This window comes from Bacillus sp. AF62 (genome assembly GCF_050312695.1).
In the GTDB taxonomy this organism is placed as follows: Bacteria; Bacillota; Bacilli; order Bacillales; family Bacillaceae_G; genus Bacillus_A; species Bacillus_A cereus.
Window position 1 is genome coordinate 1 of sequence record NZ_JBNPJZ010000013.1, and the last position, 19,571, is coordinate 19,571.

Below are 19,571 nucleotides of genomic sequence, written 5' to 3' on the forward strand. Positions count from 1 at the left end.
AGTAGTTCCAGTGGAACCGGTAGAGCCAGTAGTTCCAGTAGGCCCAGTGGAGCCAGTAAGTCCAGTGGAACCAGTAGGTCCAGTGGAGCCGGTAGAGCCAGTAGCCCCGGTAGGCCCAGTAGGAGAATGTGGGAGAATAATACGGTTAATATCTAAAAGTGAAAAGTTAATGAACATATCTTTGTTTTGATAATCTATCGAAATCACCTCACTAGCATGTTTAAAGAAATAGTAAAGTAATAATTTTTATAGGTATTTCATTTCTATATTATTAATGCAACTTATTTTGGAAACAGTAAATAGCTATCCTGACTATAGGGTATTAATTTTTAACCTAAATTTTAATAAAACCTTTATTAAAGATAAAGAGCGCTTTTAAAGGCGCTCTGAGACAAGTTTCATGTTGAAAAAGGGAATTGAGGATATTATGTGCATACTGTTTTAGAATGTTGTAAATTTTTAATTAAAAATAAAAAGATCTTATAAAAATTTAAAATTTGTATTTTTAGATAGTCACCATACAATAAAATATGCTTGTTTGATATAAATGTGTGTCAAATTTACCAAAATATATTTTGGCATGCATAAGAAAATTAAAATACTTTGTTAGCAAATACTAGCAGCTTCAGTGACAGATGGTAGAAAGAGTTTACGTGGTATTGTAATACATAGCCTTTAAATCCTTGATTTTGGGATGAAAGAGATGTATTACGTTTTCGTGAAATGTGGAGTCAAGGTATGAGCTTACCGAAGATGGCCAAAGCGTTAAGGAGACACCAAGCGGAAGTTGCGCTTCTTGTAATAGATCAAGCGGATAAGTATTTAATTGAAAATCGTCCGATAGGATTAGGGATTTGCTAAATAGGAAGGGGAAAACAAAATGAACGTTATGGAAAATGGTGTATTAGAAGCAACTAAATTAATGAGTGAAGCTAAGAATGAGAATCAGGTTATAAATGAAGCTACAGTTTTACAGATTGCAAGTATCTTATCGATTGCTGAATTAAATGATTATCAGGAAGCAACTTTACGAACTTGGAATAACAAAACTGATTTTGGAGGACGTGTTTCAAATGCAGCTTTAGGACTTACAGGCGAAGCTGGTGAAGTTGCCGATATTGTAAAAAAAGCAATTTATCATGGACATGGTTTCCAACCATCGCATTGTCCAGGAGAAGAGGACGGAAACACTTATAAATTAGCATTAGAGATTGGAGATATTCTGTATTATTTATCAATTATGGCGCACGAACTGGGATATACGTTACAAGATATTGCTGAAATGAATATTGCAAAATTAGCTAAAAGATATCCTGATGGTTTTAGTCGGGAAGCAAGTCAAACACGTGTAGATGTAAAGTAAGACCAAATTTGGATTTTATTAAGAAAGAGAGATAGGGAATGTAATTCGTAAAAAGGCGTTTTACTAGATTAGGGACACTAGCAAAACGCCTTGTGGGTAGTACATCATACCCATCAAGCTAACCAAAATAGGTGGCTCGACTTAAACTAGCAATTGTACCTACCAAACCGCTAAAAACTACTAATAATTAAAAAAATTTTTACATAACAATTTAATCCTTTGTAGAAAACTACGAGGGGTTAAATTGTTCAAAGAGTATTCCATTTGAGGTCTAATTCATTTAAGTTCTTAAATGAAATTTTGAGGAAAACATTCACGAACACCAGAATTTCTTAATGAATTAAATAATGCTGCACTGATTCTTAATAGGACGTTGTTATCAGTATCATCTTCTAAATCGTATATTACAAAGTATGAATTGTCGACTGTGAAAATACATTTTCGTTCTAATTTAAATCCAGGTGGTACAGTTGGAAGTGTATCAACTGGTTCAATTACAGGTGTATCTCCTTCATCTCTGATAAAATTGAAAGTTTGCTGATCAATTTCGTAGATATTAACTGGATCAATTTCTACACCTTTATCTGGAATTGTAATTTCATCTTCAACTAATAAGAAAAAGCGTTCGTTTCGAAAATTGAAAAGAGATCTTGCTCCAATTTCAAATGATGCCATTTTATATTAACCTCCTTAGCAACTTTTTTATAGGTTTAAAGTTACTTTTATACAATATGTTAGATTGATAGATTTGGTTCCGGCACGTACTACGTAAATTACTAAATTAGGGGTCTCGCCCTATGCCTATCAAGCTAAGGTTATGAAGTATTCTAAAAACGATAACAGAGCTTCGTTGTTACAAAAAAAGTTAAAATTTTCGTTCTGGGAATCTATTAGATTTTAATTTGATGGCGATGGGATAGTACATGTTTTTTTGGAAAAGCGTATTAAAAAATAAATAAAAGCGTTATTTTATAGTGATGTAAAAAGAGTACATATCGAATATGTACTCTTGAAAAAAAGGAAGTGTAAATAAGTGATGAAACATTATACTACAATATATGCTTGTCTCATTTAAAAGTGCAAGGAATATAACAAAATAGTTATTTTAATAAAAAACGGGGAAATGAGGGGAGTGAAAAGAACCCTTTATATAAAGAGTTCTTCTGGCAATTTAATCTATTAATTGCACTCGTGGTAATATTCATTACATGAATCGTTATTACCGTTACAGCAGATACAAAATGTTTTTTGAATAAATAAACTAACTACACTAGCAGGACCTTCCTGCTTTGTAAAAGTAAGACTTTGAAAATCTTCAACTTGAAATATTTTTGTTTGAACGGGTTGTAATATAGTAGTGATTGGTACGCTAGATCTTCTTGTTAGAATAGTTACTTGAACGGGGGCACTCATGCCGACAACAAATAACTGAATTAATGTTTTATTGTGATTGTTGGTGAAATCTTCAAATACTGTTTGTGGAGTGGTATCTAGGAGGTCAATAGATATAGGTATATTTCCATTTAAATTTACTCCTGAACCACCAATTGTATGAGTCTCAACAAAACAGTTATTTTTTTGAGGGCCCGAATGCGCTTGGTTTTTATAATACTTTTTACCATCTTTATAAAAGTAATCAGCCATATGAATTTAAAGCTCCCTTCTTTTAGATGTCTATATAGTCTATTTAATAAAGCGAAGTAGTGCTTGTACGACATAATAAAATCCGCTCTCGTAATTATTTGAAAATTAAAGAGCGCCATTCAAGGCGCTCTCGGATAAACATTAATATTGAAAAAGAATACCACATTATATTTTAAGCATGTTCTTAATAAATGTGCAGTTTTTTAACAAAATTCTTATTTGAAAACAAGAAGCCCTAGAGTTAGGGCTCTAGGGCTTTTTGTTTTGGTATTCTCACATGGTTTTTCAAAAAGAATAGAACATATTGAAGATAACATGTGAATGTTTCATAAATGTATGAAAAAAGTGAATAAAATTACTATTGCAGAAGAAGCAGAAATGAAGTTTCTAATACGTAAGTACGTGAAAGTATTATTTCCAGTGGATAAAATGCGCATGGGACACCTAATCATTATTTTATCGGGGGGAAAAGAATATGTTATGAACTTGGTTGAATGAAAAAATGAAAATTTTACTTTTAGAGTGAAACTAAACAAAAAACGCTATTTTAATAGAAAACATTAAAAAGGACCCGATTAGGGGTGCGGGTCCTTTTAATGGAACGATAGAACTTTATGGGATTACCAATATGTTACCATAAAAGGGAATTTACTCCCAGTGTATAAGTGTTGAGAAAACTTTATATAAATACTTCATTTTATAGAAAAGGAGACTGAGAAATGAACTTAAAGGAGTACGTCGTTTATAAAGGTGAATCATTGCTATGTATCGGAACTATACAGGAATGCGCTGATTATATGAGCGTACTTCATTCCACAGTTCGTTTTTATACAAGACCAGCGTATCAGAGGAGAATAGCAAGCCGGAAGAATGCTAGAAATTATATAACTGTTACAGAACTTGAGGAAGATTAATATAAAAATTTCATTTTGTATTAAGTTGGAATATAAAAAGAGCACTTAGTAAAGTGCTCTCGTGACGAGCCTCATTTTATAACGACTATTTTATAAAGAAAGGAACTCAGAATATTATATGTGCGCCAGTCAATTGAGTACCTTGTACAAATAAAGAGCAGCTAGCAAAAGCTAACTACTCTCCAAAAAAGCGTTAAGAAGGAAGTTCAGAACTCAAGTACATTTATAGTATGGACAAGGTTTAGGGATTTATTCAAGGAGGAATCAGCAAATATACTAATGATGTTAATAGTGACTATTGGGATATTTAAAATAACATTCGAATATAGTCCGGCTAGAAAACTAGAGGACACCAATTCATTAAAGCAGCAATTAAAGCTGTTTTAGGAATAGGTGTCCTTTTTATTTTGAAAAGGGAGATGGGGAAATGAGGGTGTTAAAGGATCAGTTACATGAATGGAAAAATCAATCCAAGCAAGGAAAGAAGAAAAATAAGAAAAAACCAAAAGAGAAATTAAGTACTCGTGAAATTGAGGATTTAATGGGGATGCATAGACCTTGTTACGAACAAAGACGTGGAGCAATAAGACAAAAGTAATCTAAAAATAAAAAGGAGTGGTCTTACATGACTAAACAATTATCTTTCTTACCAAAAATTGATAGAACAGCGACACAAGAGGAATTAGAAGGTGTGTTGGAAAGCGTACGTATACATAGACAATTTGGGATGATGCGTAAAGAAATGAAAGTCACTCCTTCTTATGAAATACGTGAGCACGGTTCTACACATACAGTTGGTAAGCCATTAGAAGATGTTGCTATAGCAAATATTCAACAAAGTAAACGAGAAGAGTGGCTTGAAAGAATGTCAGTACGTATTGATCAGTTTCTAAATCGATTAGGAAACGGACGTGCAAGAAGTATACAAAGAGATATTATTTATAAACGGTATTTAGAAGAAGAGGACGTATGTGATTACATGGTTTATAACGAAATAGGGATGTCAGAGCGTACTTATCGACGTTGGAAGTCTAAAGCGTTTTATAAACTTGCTTTTGCGCTTGGATTAGAAGTTTACGAGACAGAAGAGACTGGAGGTAAAGAATAATGAATTTTGTTCAGCCAATACGTGATCCAGAAGAAATACAGCAGCTAAAAGATTATTTTAAAGAAAAGAGCTTACGTAATTACATTCTCTTCATTATGGGCATTAATACAGGTCTTAGAATCTCGGATATTTTGAAACTGAAGGTAGGAGATGTCAAGGGCAGTCATATATCTATGAGAGAAAAGAAAACAGGGAAACAGAAACGAATACAAATTACTGCAGCACTGAAAAGAGAACTGAAATGGTTTATTGAAGAAAGGGAAGACAATGAGTATTTATTGCAAAGCAGACAAGATAAGAATCGTCCTATTGGTCGTAGCATGGCATATAAGATATTAAGCGGAGCAGCGTCAGAGTTCGGGTTGGATGAAATAGGAACACATACGTTAAGAAAAACATACGGGTATCACATGTACATGCAAACAAAAAACATAGCATTACTCATGGAGATATTTAATCACTCGTCAGAGAAGGTCACGTTACGTTATATAGGTGTAAATCAAGATGCAATGGATAAAGCAACGACTAGGTTTAAAATCTAAGCATTGCTTATTTCTTTTAAATCTAGGGGTATCGTAGTATTTTTGAAAAAACACGTTAAAAGTATGCAAGGTTTTATACAGTTTTTTGGCTAATCCAGTAACAAACAATAACCCTAAAATCGCGCTAGGATAGGAATGTATAAAAAATGCATAGATCCATAGAACAAAATAGAAGGTTCCTTTCTGTCGATAATGAGACGTTATGTTAATTAGGTTTGGATATTGTATACATCGTCTTTTCTTCAACTAAGAGTGCAGATTCATACAATAGGAATTATTTTTAAAATTATAAAATAAGAAAAAGTGAACCTATATTAATACTGATAGAGCTATGTTATTATCAAAATAAGGGTTTTACCCTTATTCCCTTTTTATAGGAGAGTGTTTAACATGATTATCAAGTTCATTCGTTTACGTTAATTTTAAACACAATTCGTTATGCCTAACTATTTTTTTTAAAAATATGTGGGTTTATTTGATTGTGTCTTTTTTATTAACTAAATACGAATGAAATGAGGAGTTAATCATGACTGAAAAGATTATTAAAATTAATGAAATTGATATATGTACAGAGAGCTTTGGCGATTCAGCAGATCCAGCAGTCTTACTGATTATGGGAGCCATGTGTTCAATGGTTTATTGGGATGAGGAATTTTGTCAACAATTAGCTGATACCGGCCGATATGTTATTCGTTATGATAATAGAGATGTCGGACGGTCAACTACTTATAAACCGGGGAGTTCCCACTATACTGTGGTAGATATGGCTGATGATGCGATTGGAGTACTTGATGCATATCATATTGACGAAGCACATATTGTTGGAATGTCATTGGGTGGAATGATTGCTCAAATTGTAGCCTTAAGGAACCCTCAGAGAGTTCTAAGTATAACTTTGATTGCATCAGGTATTTTTGGTTCTGAAGACAACAACAGGAATTTACCTCCGATCGATGAGAAGATACTCGCTTACCATGCTAATGCGGCCAAACTAAATTGGTCAGATGAAGAATCTGTTGCAAATTACTTGGTTGCAGGATCAGATTTACTCTGTGGTTCAAATCATAAATTCGATGAGAAGAGGGTTTATAAGCAGGTAGAAAAAGAAATAAAACGAGCAAATAACCTACTCAGTATGTTTAATCACTCCCTTCTTAAAGGTGATGATTCTTATGAAGGGAAGTTAAAAGGAATCAATATGCCTACTTTAGTTATCCATGGTACAGAGGATATAGTGCTTCCATACGAGCATGGTCTTGCTCTTGTTGATGAAATTCCCCATGCTTTGTTACTAACCCTAGAAGGGGCGGGTCACGAGATTCACTGTGACGATTGGAATCATATAATCAACGCTATTTCGAATCATACTTCAGTCCTATAATCATTATAGGAGCCGTATAAAACAAAAAAGATTTGGAAAAAGGGTTACAATCGAATCTGTAACCCTTTTTTTCTATTAAAAATCATTTTTGGAACTGTTACTCAGTTAAAAATTATTAATGCTCAGTGATTGATATTTCCTTCCTATAAGAGGAAGGTATGAAAGAATAGAATTTAATTGAATATGTTTTCTATTACCCGTTTCAAGCTTTTCCCCATACCTTTTACTGCCCATACTAGTTTAAGGAACACTTTAAAGATAGCATCCCATACGTGTTCATTAATAAAAAATTCGTATACTTTCTTTAACCACTCTTTCGGGGATTTACTCTTACGTTTAAACCTTTGCCAATGCGTTTCTTCACTAGTTTTCATAACTACCCCTTCTTTCTTAATCGAATATGCTTTCTATTAGAAGTTTTAACACCTCGCTATAATGATGAAAAGAACGAGGTTTATCATATCTGGCAATTTAATCACTCCTAATTTTAAATTAAATTCATTATATAACGATTTCTAAATTTTAAGTTAATTACCGGTGAGAATTAAGCAAAATTTAAACAAAAACACCTATATTAGGTTTTAGTTACAGGTTTTCCCCCTATAAAATCAACTATTTGCGCCACCAACTATGGGGTACGCGAATTACTTTGATATTATCTTTGAACGAACAAAATAACTCCTTTCGAAAAACAAATGAACTGATATTAATCAACTTCCAATAACGAGAATTATGTAAATAAGCTGTCCACATGGGCAGCTTATTTTATTTTTGTCTTAGCTTGTTTTTCAAAATATTAGTGGTATCTCAATACGGTTACTCATAATTTTCGTACTGTGTAACTCAAAAGAGAAAGTGAAATGAAATCAATGATACCAAGGGATTAAGCAAAGGGTTCAGTTACACACAATATAAGATATGGGTAACTAATATGATATAATAAACAAAATTACATTAATATATAATGATGTGCAAATAATGGGATATAAAATTAAAGAATGGGAAGATCGTTATCGCCATAGAACGGATATAAGTAGTTACTTAGTCCATCTAACTAAAGGGAAATTTGATAATCGTGGAAAACGATTAAAAAGTGCTCAACGTGTTTTGCAAGAAATTTTAGAATCGAAAACATTGAAAGGAAGTACGACTAAATCAGGATATATTAATGGCCCTAATTCAGCAGTATGTTTTCAAGATATGCCTTTGAGTGGTGTATGTCAGAATACTTTATTCGAACAACTACGTAATCAAGAGGAAGCGCAAAGAAGATATGTTCCAATTGGAATAGCTTTCCCAAAGCATTATGTTTATCAAAAAGGTGGTAGACCTGTACTATATGAAAAGAAAGAAATTGCAAAAAAAATTCTACCTCAAGAAGAGTGGTGGAGAATAGTAAACTTTGATTTAGATGATGAAGAGAATATCATAGATTGGACTCATGAAAGAGAATGGAGAACAAAAGGTGATTTTGAATTTGATTTAAAAGAAGCCACAATTTTATTAGTAAATCATAACGCATATGAGAGTTTTATGAATTCCACTAAAGAAGATATATTAAAACAGCTTGGTGGTGTTGTAGTGTTACGTTCAGTTTTATATTAAAGAGAGTGGCAGAGTCGTGACCGATTTTTGGCAGGAAATGTGCCGGTTGTTTTGGAATCTACGTGATATATTTGTATTGTGAGAAGTGGCGGAAAACACAACTTACTATGTTGTTTCTAAATTTCTAAACGGTTCATAATGACGCACATAAAATCCGAAACCAGCAGATGGTAATGATTGAATGATACTGTCATTAGGGAGAGCTTTTGCTCTTCTTCCAGTTACTTAATATTGTTGATGCGTATCAGCAGTTCATCATTAGGTGATTGGAATAAGAATAAAACTTCACGTACCGTAATTAAAGTATAAATTAATAACCAATTTCAAAGCATCCATACGGGTGCTTTTTATTTTGGATTAAGAGGTGATGTAATGGAATGGTTAGATTTCTTGATCGGTTTTTGTGTAGGCTCTTTATTCGGAATTGTATTCTGTTCTTGGTTAGAGAAGAGGCGAGAACGGGAAATTAATTTTGAAATTGAACTATCATTGCGAAAGGAAATGGAACAATTGAAAGCAATGAAAGATAAGGGGTGAGATGATGCAACCTCTAACGATACAAGAGATTAATAAACTATATGAGCAAGATAAGATTATCAAGTTCTATAAGCATTCTTATTGGAGAAGGAACATTAGGATTAAGGCGTTAGAGAGAGATAACAGTGAGTGTCAGGAGTGCAAGCGCAAAGGTAAGTACAGCAAAGGTAGGAATGTCCATCACATCAAAGAGTTACGTGACAGACCAGATTTAGCGTACGTATTAAGCAACCTAGAAACGCTATGCATTCGCTGCCATAACAAAGAACATGGCAAAGAGAAAAACATAGTGAAGAAGCGTTGCACGATAGTAGATGAAGAGAGGTGGTAAGTGTGGACAGCCTAATGATACAAGGTAACATATATGACTTGCAATTCATCAAGACATTAATGAAAGACGGAACAGATGATGAACGCGCTTTAGATATATTTAAACAATTTCAGCGTGACATCTACACAACATACAAACTGATACGTCACATATGTAATCCAAGAGCATGTGAGAAGACTACACTTGAAACTGTAAAGAAAAGTCTACGTGAACATTGGTTAGAACATTATCTAAATATGACTTTAACAGAAGCTCATATTATTATTGAATATGCTGAGCTATTCTTTGGTTTAGCTATTAAATGATTAACTTACTTATAAACATTCTTCTAATAGCTTTAATGATTTGCAATGTAAATATCATTGTTATCGATAAGATAAATAAGAAGTTAGATAAAGAATTAAATTAAAATAAATTTCCTAAGACACCCCCCGGGTAAAATATAGAAACAATTTTGCTGGGGGACCGAGCAACGCGAGGGGGGATTTCTCTTTTTATTTTCGCGTTACGCGCGTGGGAATAGAAAAAAAGGCAAAAAAAATACCATCCCTTCTCTGGGATGATTAAAATTTTCGATATGTATTTGTAATCAGTGGACCGTCGCCACTGTTTCCTTCTAAGTAAAACTATACATGATTATTCTCGTCTTTACAAGTGTCATTTTTAAAATTAATCTTCGAAAAAATCCAATGAAAAAGCGGGGTGGTGATATTGTGAGCGGAAAACAAAGTAAATATAAATTAGCGTTCAAAGATTTCTTAGAAGGTGTTAAATACAAGGATATCGCGGATAAATATGGCGTATCTGTTAGCACTGTTAAATCATGGCGCAGCCGTTATTGGGAAGACATGATAAATGAAAAAGGTCTAAAAAATGTTTCGGAAAAGGTTGCAAAACTTCAAAAAAACAGAGAAAAAACGCTTAGAAATAAAATAAGAGATGATTTATATGAACAACTCGGCACGAACGGTATCATACACGCTCATTTTATGGATTTAGTAGAAGATTATATGTCATTTTGGGATATAAAAAACAGATTGATAGCTGATGTAAAAGATCGCGGTGTATCTGTACTAGGCGCTAATGGATTTATGAAAAAAAACGATAGCATTAACGAGTTGAATAAAACTAACACGCAAATGTTAAAGATTCTTAATGAGTTAGGACTTAAGGCGGTATGTGAGGATGATGACGATGCAGAAGTCTAATCTTCCTTATAAATATCATCCTTTCATTAGTGAGTACATGCATGCTGTGGAAAGCGGATCTATCCGTTCTTGTAATGAACAAAAACAATTAATGACCTTAGTTCGAAAAACTTTAGATGATCCAAATGTTTATGTTGATGTTCAAGCTATTGAGGATAGTGTTAATATCCCAGCTAAATATTTTCCATTCGAATTATTCGCATGGCAACGTTTTGTTAACGCTTGTGTGTTCGGCGTTCGTTATAAGGACACCAATCGTCTTGTTTGGAATCAAATATTAATACTGATGGGACGTGGCGGTGGTAAAAACGGATATGCCGGATATTTAAACTTCTATATGCTATCTAAACAGTTTGGTATAGATAGATATCACATTGAATGGATCGCGACATCTGAAGAACAAGCAAAAACTACATTCGATGACGTGAAGGAAGTAATAGAAAATCCTGCAAATAAGGTTTTAAAGAAATCATTTAGTGCTACAAAGGTACTAATTAAACATAAAACAAACAAATCTCACATGAAATTCAATACTTCTAATGCTAGAACGAAAGATGGACGACGTCCTGGATCAGTTTGGTTCGATGAAATTCATGAATATGAAGATTATAAGTCGATTAAAGTATTCCGTTCAGCCTTGGGTAAAGTTAAAGATGGACGAACTTTCTATTTAACAACGGATGGATATGTCCGAGGTGGTATGTAATGTTTGAAATTACTGTAATGATTGGAATTGTGGTTGGTCTTTCACAGATTGTAAAAACAATTGGATTACAAACAAAATATGTTCCGTTACTCAATTTAACGCTTGGCATTGTGCTAGGCGTTTTATTTATGGGCGGAGATATCAAAACAAATGTATTTCAAGGAATCATCATTGGACTGTCGGCAAGTGGATTATTTGACCACACAAAAATTATAAAAAAGGATGTTGATGCTAAATGAAAAAGACAATGAAACATATTACCTCGTTCCTTATGATTCTAGTACTTGCTGTTTCTTTTGCTACAAGTGCTTTTGCTGATAGAACACTTATTATTCCTGATTTACCGAAACAACCATACCGTTATGGTGTAGGTGCTTATGAGGGCGTTGTAGCACATTCTACAGCGACTGCAGAAGCTCCAGCTATTAACATTCAAAAATATGAGTCTCGAACATGGAGAAATGCATTTGTTCACTATGCAGTCGATTGGGACGAAACAATCCAAATTGCTGATACAAAATACATTGCTTATGGTGGCGGTCCTGCTGCTAATAAACGATTTGTACATGTAGAGTTATGCGAAACAGCGGACTATACAAAATTCAAGCGTTCTTATGAAAAGTATGTAAAACTTTTAGCAAAAATTTTAAAAGATAACAAGATATCTGTAGAAAAAGGATTATGGACGCATAGCGATGTAACACATTACCTTGGTGGTACAGATCATGAAGATCCAATTGATTACTTAAAGTCTCATGGCGTTTCAGAAGCTCAATTTAGAGCAGATGTACAACGAGCATACAATAATTCTAGTGCGGATGTTTCTGTTCCTGAGAAGCCATCTAAACCAGCGGAAGTACCAACAGCAGTAACAGACGGTATCGCCTATATTGAAGGTTACAACGTTAACTTACGTAAAGGACCAGGTACAAGCTATTCTAAGATTCGTCAATTAAACAAACCAGAATCTTATATTGTGTGGGCGGAAAAGGATGGTTGGTTAAATCTTGGTGGAGATCAGTGGGTTAAGAACGATCCATCTTATGTGAAGTTTAATAAGAAAAGCACAGTAGATTCTTCTATTGTTGGAAAGCGTGTTGTTTCAAAAGTTAACAATCTACGATTCTATGATGCTCCATCTTGGCAGGATAAAGATGTGGCTGGTTCTGTAGATGCAGGATTAGGATTCACAATTGATGCAAAAGTAAGTGTTAATGGTTCACCACAATATAAAGTTCACAATAGCAAAGGTAAAACATACTATGTAACAGCAAATGAAGCCTATGTGTATGTGAAGTAATTTTCTACAAAAGAATAGTTTGATGTATAACAAAGTCGCCCTTAATTGGACGGCTTTGTTATGTAATACGAAGAAAAGACCGCCTATTACGGGCGGTCGATTTTTACTAATGATTTTTTAATGCTTGTTTTAACGTTTCAACTGTTTGTTCAAGCCATTCTATAGGATTAAGTTTTAAAGAAGGAAAATAAATTTCAGTATAATATTCAATGAACGCTTCTTTTTCTTGCGTGGATAAATCACTTTTTAAAAATTCAGTTATGTACTTTACAGTATTTTCTATACACACTTTGTGAGCTTCTTCTATAAATTCATTTAAGGCTTTTTCTACTGTTCCCATATCTTGATGAAATGTTCCGTCTAAAAAATCACTTACTTCTTCATACATATAATCTTTATCATTCATAAGTATCCTCCTAAATTTCTATCTTACGGGATATCCTGTTCGAATATAACTTCCTTGTCCGTCTTTTTTTAAGATAATTTTAGCATTAGTTACCTCTAAAATATTTTCAGATCCTCTTACAATAGATCGACCAATAACTTCATCACCTCTATACCTAAACGCTAGAGTTGGCGGGCTGTAGGGATCATCTAACCACCTTTCTATTTTACGTATATTTCGAGGATTGGTTAACACTTCATCAGCAATTTTTTGGGCTGTTTCTAAATTATTAAAAGATGAAGACCCTGTGATATCGGGATCGTCTTTTAAGCGTTGAGCCAATGCTTCATTAGATATTTCAACATGCTTTTCCATTAAATGTCCACCTTTGTCTTCGTGTTGCTTTAAATCACCATCAAATACACGTGGACTATATTGGGTTGATCTATCTATGTTTTCAGCAGATAAAATAGTATCTTCAGCTTTTCTAAAATCAGGTGTATCAAATGCAGAGCGTATATTATTTCCGCCAGCGAAAGCAAACTCATTGTGATTACGATTGAATAAGGATGCAGCGTCTTGCAAGCTTTGATTAGCAGTTCGTGAAATCTCAGCTAATTTTGTGCCAGGGTTCAACATTGCAATTTTATCCACGCCTTTTGTTCCTACGAATAGTTGTCCAACAGCCAATATAGTATGACCAGCCGCGCTTCCATACCATGCTGCACCACTATACGAGTCACCATTGGTAACGTCACGATTCCAAGAATCAGAAATTGTTTGTTTTATCGCATTGAACGTCTCGACTGGGTGAGAAACGGCTTCAATCGTGTTATTAAATGTGTCAATTGGATGGATAACTGCATCTGCAAGTCCTAATAATTCATCACCTATAGCGTCGCCCACGCCCTTTTTTAAGTAATAGGGGACACCTAATCCAGATTTTTCAAAAGCAGATGCGATTTCATCATCTATAGTGTCTTTTATTTTATTCACATCTTTATACGCTGCATCGATACCATGTTTAAATTTATCATATAAAGACTCATCGGAATTTTGTACTTTACTAAGATCCTCATAAGTTTCCTTGAGACCATGCCAAACCTTGTCACGTAAAGATCCATCATTTTTCTCACTATTTAACTTACCACACATTGCTCCTTCTTCAAGATTTCCATCATATGAAGCATCTGCGGTACGGAATTTTTCGGCAATTCGTTTCAAATCCTCTTCCACTTTTATAATCGAATTGATAGATGTAAAAGCTTTTGGTCTTGCATCATTGAACATTTGAATGAACTGTTGGTTAGAGGCACCAATCCATTGAAAACACAAATGATCTATTTCATTACATAAATTATTATGTATAGATTCTAATGCGATCCTGGTATTACTTGCACGATTTGCAACATCTTCTAGCATTTCAGGTGTCACTTTGATTTGAACCATTTTTTTCCTTCCTCTCCCAATTAAAATTATAAGATAAATAGAAGAAAAGTAAATATATAAAATTTAGATTATATTAAGGGGGATTTATTTATAGAAGAAATATAAAAAAGTGCTAACAAGTTTGCAAACGAACTTGCTAACACCTATAAGAAATAGACATAAATTATCGCCGATATATCGTCTTTGAAAATAGCTTTAATCAGTTACATCATACATTTACGAAATGCTCATGAAAACAGTCTTAATATACGTGGTATTGTAATAATCTCAAGCGCAATTTGCGTTGAATATAGGAGTATTGGAGTTAAATCTAAAGCGAGTGTTAAAAGTATTATGAAGCTTGTAAGAATTACAAAACTACCCCAAAAGAAACTTTTTGAAGTGTTGCGGAAATCTTTTATTAAGGAAAAGAAAGAAAAAGATGCGGTAACAATAAGAATGAAAATTTTATACTTATCAGACATTATAACCCTCCCAAAGAACAGTGACTTATATTATACCGTATTTTTCAATATTATTATAAAAAGATTTTAAAGTGAATAATAAGAAAAAATAAAGCCATAACTTAAAACATTAGTTTAGGTTCTATTGTTTGAATTCTTTATTTTAGAAGGTATATAATTTGAAATTTAAAATTTTCCAAATGAATTACCATTTTTTATTTCTGATCCAACATCAGGTGCTCAATGAAATGGTATGAAAGATTATAGGCTAGTGATACGAGATTAAATAAGAGGAATCTGCGTGCAGCAAGAGTCCTAGCTCAGATTTCTACTAGAGAAAAGTATTTAGTTGGAGTTGGTATGTTAATAAAAAAAGGATGGATGTGGAAACTAAATATTCAAGACATTAAGGATAAAGGTCAGGAAATATAATTTGGTATTCTGGGAATAACCGGAGGTCCGTAGTTAAAGTTGCATAGAATTTGTATTTTGTTTCTAATTTTTCAATTGTTGTTAAGTGATGAGAACCTAGTCCACGCTGTACACTATGTTGAGAAAGAGTCGGCCCAATTTGTAATTTTCGTTTTTTCATTGCATCGTTCCATGGACTATAAAAAAATTTAAAAATAAAAGCAGGTTCTATGTAAATGTTATAAGGATAATGCGAACCATGTCTCCCGACTCTATAGTTCCCGTGCGAATTATTGTGAATTAATCTACCGTTAAGATATAGTTGATTTGGATTAGGTTGAATTATTATGCCATGGTAACGTTGTTTAACAAGCGGAGAACTATATCTTGGATTAGTGTAGCCATAAGTCGGATCATCAATCATCATAATCATTCTTATTGAAAACATATTGCCGCCCATAGTGTTAAGTGATTTGAAAAATTGTTCTTTATTATAACAGCATAGGAATTCTGTCGTATTTAATACCATTTTCCATCCTGTAAGTTCTCTTTCAATTTCCATAACTTCTTGATCAACTAAATAAGCATCAAATTCGAGTGATTTTGAGTTTCGTATTTCCCAATTAGGAGCGAATATTTTACAGATTTCAACTGACCGATCAGTGGATCCACGGTTAATAAGAATGCCGTGATCAAATAGCTTTGTATGGTGCATTAACCACCATGGAAGTAAATATTCTTCATTGTAAAAATGAGAAATTAAAGTAGTCTTAATCAAAATCACCTCCGCATTTAACCTGCTTCTTATTTAATATGATATGGAAGGAAACCTATTGTTAGAAGATTTCCTCTTAAAAGTTTTAAAACATATAGGGTATGTGGATGGATTAGTATATAAAGTAGTCTGATTGATGAAGAGTGGTATTAAAAAGTACAAAATCTAAAATGAGCATCGAATTAGTGTATAACGATTGAAACGGCACTGAAAACTAATAATACGGCCATAATGATGTTAAATAATTGGTTATGTTTTACTAATAATTTTTGGAATATTGAACCAAATAAACTCCAACTAAATGTACTCATTAAACCGACTACACCTAGAAATAATGAAAAAAGTATAAAACTTGAATATGAATTGTAGTAAGGGAGTATGAAAGTCGATACTACAGTCAGTCCGAATAAAATCCCTTTAGGATTAACGAATTGAAGAGAAATCCCAACTGTGAATAAGTTTTTATTATCTTTTTCAACGGGATTCGTACTGCTTTTACTAGTAAGTATTTTAATAGCTAAATATAACATATACGCTACACCTAAAATTTTTAAAGGGAATTCGATTATGGGTAAGATATTAAGTAGTACAACATTAAAGAAACTACATAAAGAAGTGAGGATGAAAAAACCAAAAGCTACTCCGAAGCAAAACTTCATGCTTCTTTTTAATCCGTGTTGATTTGCGTATGTCATCGCTAAAAAATTGTTAGGACCAGGTGTGAAGCTACTTATAAATACAAATAACAAAAAAGAAAATATAGGCATTTGGACCCCCCTAATTATTTGTGTGTGTTATAATGACTGAAAAGAACAATATAACGTGCGCTTTTTATTATACATAACGGTCGTTATATTGTATATAGTGTGGGAGTGTTTTTTATGGAAGAAATTCAACTTATATTGGCGAAAAATTTAAAAACTATAAGAGAAAAAGAAAAATTAAGTTTAGAAAAAGTTTCCCAATTAACGGGTGTGAGTAAAACGATGATTGGACAAATTGAAAGAGGGGAATCAAGCCCGACACTAACAACAATATGGAAAATTGCAAATGGCTTGAAAGTTTCTTTTACTTCTTTAATCAACAATCCTCAGCCTGATACGAAAGTGATTTTAAGAAAGGATATTCAAGTATTGTCTGAAGACAATGGAAAATATAAAGTGTATCCTTCTTTCCCTTTTCAAGATGATAGATATTTTGAAATGTATACAGTGGAAATAGAAACAGAAGGGAAATTAAGTTCAGAAGGGCATAAAGAAGGCGCAGAAGAATTTATAACGGTATTTGAAGGTGAATTGACAGTAAAAGTGAATAACTGTAAATATACATTAAATAGTGGAGATTCAATTCGTTTTAAGGCCGATAGATCACACTCTTATTATAATTTAGGGAAATCTTTGACTCGATTAAGCATGACAATTTATTATCCAACTGCATAAGTTTATATTTATAGTAACAAAAGATAAAACCATCTATAAGAGATGGTTTTTATTTTTTATCATTCACAAAAAAAGACACTCATCTGAGTGTCAACATAGTATTGCTCTCGCGTATAGGATTGGAGTACGTTTCTCAAATACGTATTGAGATGGTTCGTAAAAGAGAAACTGTCTTCATATTTAATGTAACATCGGTGGAAGTCAGTGTAAATTGATAATATATATACGGAAAATTTAGTATAGATAGTTTCTACTATGAATATAGTGCAATTTGTTCTTTAATGCGCCATCACTTTTATGAATTAATTGGGAGGTTTTTATCATGATAGACTTAGTATTTAATAATGTTTATTAGAAAAAGAATGAATCATTTTTTAATCGATTCGTATAATTGTTAGAGAGGCACCTGTTGAACCACCTCCAACCAAATTAACGATGTATAATACGCCGAATAATTGAAGGGAAATTGTATTATCGGCAATTAAATTATTGTTATAATTTGAAGTTGATATAGCGGGAGAAAAAATAGAACCAGGAAGTGGAGTAGAAGCGTTTAATAGTAGTTTTGTTCCAGTGAGTAGAGCAGTTGTCGTATTAACTTGATAGGTTAAAGGATATCTTCTGGTTACAGGAATTGTAAATATATCGTTTGAGGCGTTAACTGTAAAATTACCGAGGCTTTGGTTATTAGAAAGAGGAATATTAGTTCCACCTAATACCTAATGTATTATTAGCGAACATAGAGTTTGTTGTAACTATTGACCCAGTACTTCCGGTAGGTCCAGTACTTCCAGTAAGTCTGTATGGAAGAATAATTTCAAGAGCTATTAATACTAGTTCTTCTATTCTTTTTTCATTTTTATCTTGAATTTAAATCACCTCATTTTTAAATTAGAATGCAATAAGTTTCGTGTTTTTGGAATGGAACTATCATTTTATTATATTAATAGTAGTAGTTAAAGCAACGGTAAAATGTTTAATAACTGTATGAATCATTTGGAAAGAAAAAAGAATAGTTATGAAAGTATTCCTTAATAATAGACTCATACTTATGTAAGTTAATTAAAAATATGTGGAATGAGGAATTAAATTGAAGCGGAATGATAAATTATCAATAAATAAAGGTAAGATAGAACCTGAGAATATTGGACCTACATTTCCAGCTCTTCCACCAATATATATTCCAACAGGAGCAACGGGAGTAACAGGAGCAACGGGAGCAACAGAAGCAACGGGGGCAACAGGAGCAACAGGAGCAACAGGAGCAACAGGAATAACAGGAATAACAGGAGCAACAGGAGCAACAGGAATAACAGGAGCAACGGGAGCAACGGGGGCAACAGGAATAACAGGAGCAACAGGAGCAACAGGAGTAACAGGAGCGACAGGAGCAACAGGAGCAACGGGAGCAACGGGAGCAACGGGAGCAACAGGAGCAACGGGAGCAACGGGAGCAACGGGAGCAACAGGAGCAACGGGGGCAACAGGAATAACAGGAGCAACAGGAGCAACGGGGGCAACAGGAACAACGGGAGCAATGGGAGCAACGGGAGCAACGGGAGCAACGGGAGCAACAGGAGCAACGGGAGCAACGGGAGTAACAGGAACAACGGGAGTAACGGGAGCAACAGGAACAACGGGAGCAACAGGAGCAACAGGAGCAACGGGTGTAACAGGAGCAACAGGTCCTACTGGGGGGATTGGCCCTATAACAACAACTAATTTGTTATTTTACACTTTTTCAGATGGAGAGAAACTTATATATACAGATGCAGATGGCATAGCTCAATATGGTACAACGAATATACTTTCACCTAGTGAGGTTTCGTATATAAATTTGTTTATCAATGGAATTTTGCAACCACAACCATTCTATGAAGTTAGTACTGGTAAACTAACTTTATTGGATAACCAACCACCATCGCAAGGTTCTTCAATTATTTTACAATTTATTATTGAGGGTGTTGCAAAACTAAAATAAATATGCAATGTTATGAATCAGAAAAACTAGCTGAACATGCAATAGATAG

General features: G+C 33.6%; 23 protein-coding genes and 4 pseudogenes. 18 read left to right on the top strand and 9 right to left on the bottom strand.

Annotated features, from left to right (window positions below; all coding sequences use genetic code 11):
- The 3 genes and pseudogenes from ACQRBL_RS02450 to ACQRBL_RS02460 all read left to right on the top strand — a co-directional run.
- A pseudogene (locus ACQRBL_RS02450) lies at positions 1 to 190 on the top strand (hypothetical protein); the annotation flags it as partial.
- Between the two features lie 500 nt (positions 191 to 690).
- Positions 691 to 861, top strand: a pseudogene (locus ACQRBL_RS02455) (helix-turn-helix domain containing protein); the annotation flags it as partial.
- A 19-nt stretch (positions 862 to 880) separates the two neighbouring features.
- Complete coding sequence (locus ACQRBL_RS02460) at positions 881 to 1,363, top strand: nucleoside triphosphate pyrophosphohydrolase family protein (RefSeq protein ID WP_097920084.1); 483 nt, start codon at positions 881 to 883, stop codon at positions 1,361 to 1,363.
- Between the two features lie 288 nt (positions 1,364 to 1,651).
- On the opposite strand, the gene ACQRBL_RS02465 is transcribed toward ACQRBL_RS02460, so the two are convergent.
- Both ACQRBL_RS02465 and ACQRBL_RS02470 read right to left on the bottom strand, forming a co-directional pair.
- Positions 1,652 to 2,038: a hypothetical protein gene (locus tag ACQRBL_RS02465; RefSeq protein WP_023521909.1), complete on the bottom strand. Its 387-nt coding sequence runs from the start codon at positions 2,036 to 2,038 to the stop codon at positions 1,652 to 1,654.
- A 504-nt stretch (positions 2,039 to 2,542) separates the two neighbouring features.
- The gene (locus ACQRBL_RS02470; protein WP_411996328.1) at positions 2,543 to 3,007 is read right to left on the bottom strand and encodes an exosporium protein D; all 465 of its coding nucleotides are present in this window, start codon (positions 3,005 to 3,007) and stop codon (positions 2,543 to 2,545) included.
- Positions 3,008 to 3,726: 719 nt separating this feature from the next.
- Here ACQRBL_RS02470 and ACQRBL_RS02475 point away from each other — a divergent pair.
- The 5 genes from ACQRBL_RS02475 (at position 3,727) to ACQRBL_RS02495 (ending at position 6,952) form a co-directional block, all read left to right on the top strand.
- The gene (locus tag ACQRBL_RS02475; protein WP_023521911.1) at positions 3,727 to 3,921 is read left to right on the top strand and encodes a hypothetical protein; all 195 of its coding nucleotides are present in this window, start codon (positions 3,727 to 3,729) and stop codon (positions 3,919 to 3,921) included.
- Positions 3,922 to 4,348: 427 nt separating this feature from the next.
- Entirely contained in the window at positions 4,349 to 4,519 is a 171-nt protein-coding gene (locus ACQRBL_RS02480) for a hypothetical protein (protein WP_098515676.1), read from the top strand.
- A 27-nt stretch (positions 4,520 to 4,546) separates the two neighbouring features.
- Entirely contained in the window at positions 4,547 to 5,029 is a 483-nt protein-coding gene (locus ACQRBL_RS02485; RefSeq protein WP_098515677.1) for an ArpU family phage packaging/lysis transcriptional regulator, read from the top strand.
- Positions 5,029 to 5,571: a site-specific integrase gene (locus ACQRBL_RS02490; RefSeq protein ID WP_327879770.1), complete on the top strand. Its 543-nt coding sequence runs from the start codon at positions 5,029 to 5,031 to the stop codon at positions 5,569 to 5,571. Before ACQRBL_RS02485 ends, ACQRBL_RS02490 begins: the two co-directional genes overlap by 1 nt.
- A 526-nt stretch (positions 5,572 to 6,097) precedes the next feature.
- Positions 6,098 to 6,952 (top strand): alpha/beta fold hydrolase, encoded by an 855-nt coding sequence (locus ACQRBL_RS02495; protein ID WP_023521913.1) that lies wholly within the window; start codon positions 6,098 to 6,100, stop codon positions 6,950 to 6,952.
- Between the two features lie 173 nt (positions 6,953 to 7,125).
- On the opposite strand, the gene ACQRBL_RS02500 is transcribed toward ACQRBL_RS02495, so the two are convergent.
- The gene (locus ACQRBL_RS02500; protein ID WP_000858032.1) at positions 7,126 to 7,326 is read right to left on the bottom strand and encodes a hypothetical protein; all 201 of its coding nucleotides are present in this window, start codon (positions 7,324 to 7,326) and stop codon (positions 7,126 to 7,128) included.
- A gap of 604 nt (positions 7,327 to 7,930) precedes the next feature.
- Here ACQRBL_RS02500 and ACQRBL_RS02505 point away from each other — a divergent pair.
- The 8 genes and pseudogenes from ACQRBL_RS02505 (at position 7,931) to ACQRBL_RS02540 (ending at position 12,639) form a co-directional block, all read left to right on the top strand.
- Positions 7,931 to 8,557: a hypothetical protein gene (locus tag ACQRBL_RS02505; RefSeq protein ID WP_000540784.1), complete on the top strand. Its 627-nt coding sequence runs from the start codon at positions 7,931 to 7,933 to the stop codon at positions 8,555 to 8,557.
- A gap of 372 nt (positions 8,558 to 8,929) precedes the next feature.
- Positions 8,930 to 9,094 (top strand): hypothetical protein, encoded by a 165-nt coding sequence (locus ACQRBL_RS02510; protein WP_000455006.1) that lies wholly within the window; start codon positions 8,930 to 8,932, stop codon positions 9,092 to 9,094.
- 4 nt (positions 9,095 to 9,098) lie between these two features.
- The gene (locus ACQRBL_RS02515) at positions 9,099 to 9,425 is read left to right on the top strand and encodes an HNH endonuclease (RefSeq protein WP_023521916.1); all 327 of its coding nucleotides are present in this window, start codon (positions 9,099 to 9,101) and stop codon (positions 9,423 to 9,425) included.
- A 59-nt stretch (positions 9,426 to 9,484) separates the two neighbouring features.
- Positions 9,485 to 9,730, top strand: coding sequence for a hypothetical protein (locus ACQRBL_RS02520; protein WP_043924788.1), 246 nt, complete (start codon positions 9,485 to 9,487; stop codon positions 9,728 to 9,730).
- A 408-nt stretch (positions 9,731 to 10,138) separates the two neighbouring features.
- Positions 10,139 to 10,633, top strand: coding sequence for a P27 family phage terminase small subunit (locus ACQRBL_RS02525; RefSeq protein WP_097920121.1), 495 nt, complete (start codon positions 10,139 to 10,141; stop codon positions 10,631 to 10,633).
- Positions 10,611 to 11,336, top strand: a pseudogene (locus ACQRBL_RS02530) (terminase large subunit domain-containing protein); the annotation flags it as partial. The gene ACQRBL_RS02525 and the pseudogene ACQRBL_RS02530, both read left to right, overlap by 23 nt.
- 2 nt (positions 11,337 to 11,338) lie before the next feature.
- A complete protein-coding gene (locus ACQRBL_RS02535; RefSeq protein WP_427733831.1) occupies positions 11,339 to 11,578 on the top strand; it encodes a holin in 240 nt (79 codons plus the stop codon).
- Positions 11,575 to 12,639 (top strand): N-acetylmuramoyl-L-alanine amidase, encoded by a 1,065-nt coding sequence (locus ACQRBL_RS02540; protein WP_427733833.1) that lies wholly within the window; start codon positions 11,575 to 11,577, stop codon positions 12,637 to 12,639. The genes ACQRBL_RS02535 and ACQRBL_RS02540 overlap by 4 nt, the downstream gene beginning before the upstream one ends.
- Positions 12,640 to 12,745: 106 nt before the next feature.
- Here ACQRBL_RS02540 and ACQRBL_RS02545 read toward each other — a convergent pair whose 3' ends face one another.
- The 5 genes from ACQRBL_RS02545 to ACQRBL_RS02565 form a co-directional block, all read right to left on the bottom strand.
- Entirely contained in the window at positions 12,746 to 13,045 is a 300-nt protein-coding gene (locus ACQRBL_RS02545; RefSeq protein ID WP_000998176.1) for a contact-dependent growth inhibition system immunity protein, read from the bottom strand.
- 18 nt (positions 13,046 to 13,063) lie between these two features.
- Complete coding sequence (locus ACQRBL_RS02550) at positions 13,064 to 14,473, bottom strand: WXG100 family type VII secretion target (protein ID WP_411996329.1); 1,410 nt, start codon at positions 14,471 to 14,473, stop codon at positions 13,064 to 13,066.
- Positions 14,474 to 14,700: 227 nt separating this feature from the next.
- Positions 14,701 to 14,937: a hypothetical protein gene (locus ACQRBL_RS02555; RefSeq protein ID WP_001281134.1), complete on the bottom strand. Its 237-nt coding sequence runs from the start codon at positions 14,935 to 14,937 to the stop codon at positions 14,701 to 14,703.
- Positions 14,938 to 15,322: 385 nt separating this feature from the next.
- Complete coding sequence (locus ACQRBL_RS02560; RefSeq protein WP_033692643.1) at positions 15,323 to 16,105, bottom strand: glycosyltransferase family 2 protein; 783 nt, start codon at positions 16,103 to 16,105, stop codon at positions 15,323 to 15,325.
- A 179-nt stretch (positions 16,106 to 16,284) separates the two neighbouring features.
- Positions 16,285 to 16,869 carry a LysE family transporter gene (locus tag ACQRBL_RS02565; RefSeq protein WP_001121284.1) on the bottom strand — a complete coding sequence of 195 codons (585 nt, stop codon included), beginning with the start codon at positions 16,867 to 16,869 and terminating at the stop codon, positions 16,285 to 16,287.
- A gap of 114 nt (positions 16,870 to 16,983) precedes the next feature.
- Here ACQRBL_RS02565 and ACQRBL_RS02570 point away from each other — a divergent pair, with 114 nt between their 5' ends.
- Positions 16,984 to 17,541, top strand: a complete 558-nt coding sequence (locus ACQRBL_RS02570; protein ID WP_097920091.1) for a helix-turn-helix domain-containing protein — start codon at positions 16,984 to 16,986, stop codon at positions 17,539 to 17,541.
- Positions 17,542 to 17,915: 374 nt separating this feature from the next.
- Here ACQRBL_RS02570 and ACQRBL_RS02575 read toward each other — a convergent pair.
- A pseudogene (locus tag ACQRBL_RS02575) lies at positions 17,916 to 18,411 on the bottom strand (BclA C-terminal domain-containing protein).
- A gap of 220 nt (positions 18,412 to 18,631) precedes the next feature.
- On the opposite strand from ACQRBL_RS02575, the gene ACQRBL_RS02580 reads away from it, so the two are divergent.
- Complete coding sequence (locus ACQRBL_RS02580; protein WP_411996330.1) at positions 18,632 to 19,522, top strand: DUF4183 domain-containing protein; 891 nt, start codon at positions 18,632 to 18,634, stop codon at positions 19,520 to 19,522.
- The last annotated feature ends 49 nt before the right edge of the window (positions 19,523 to 19,571 follow it).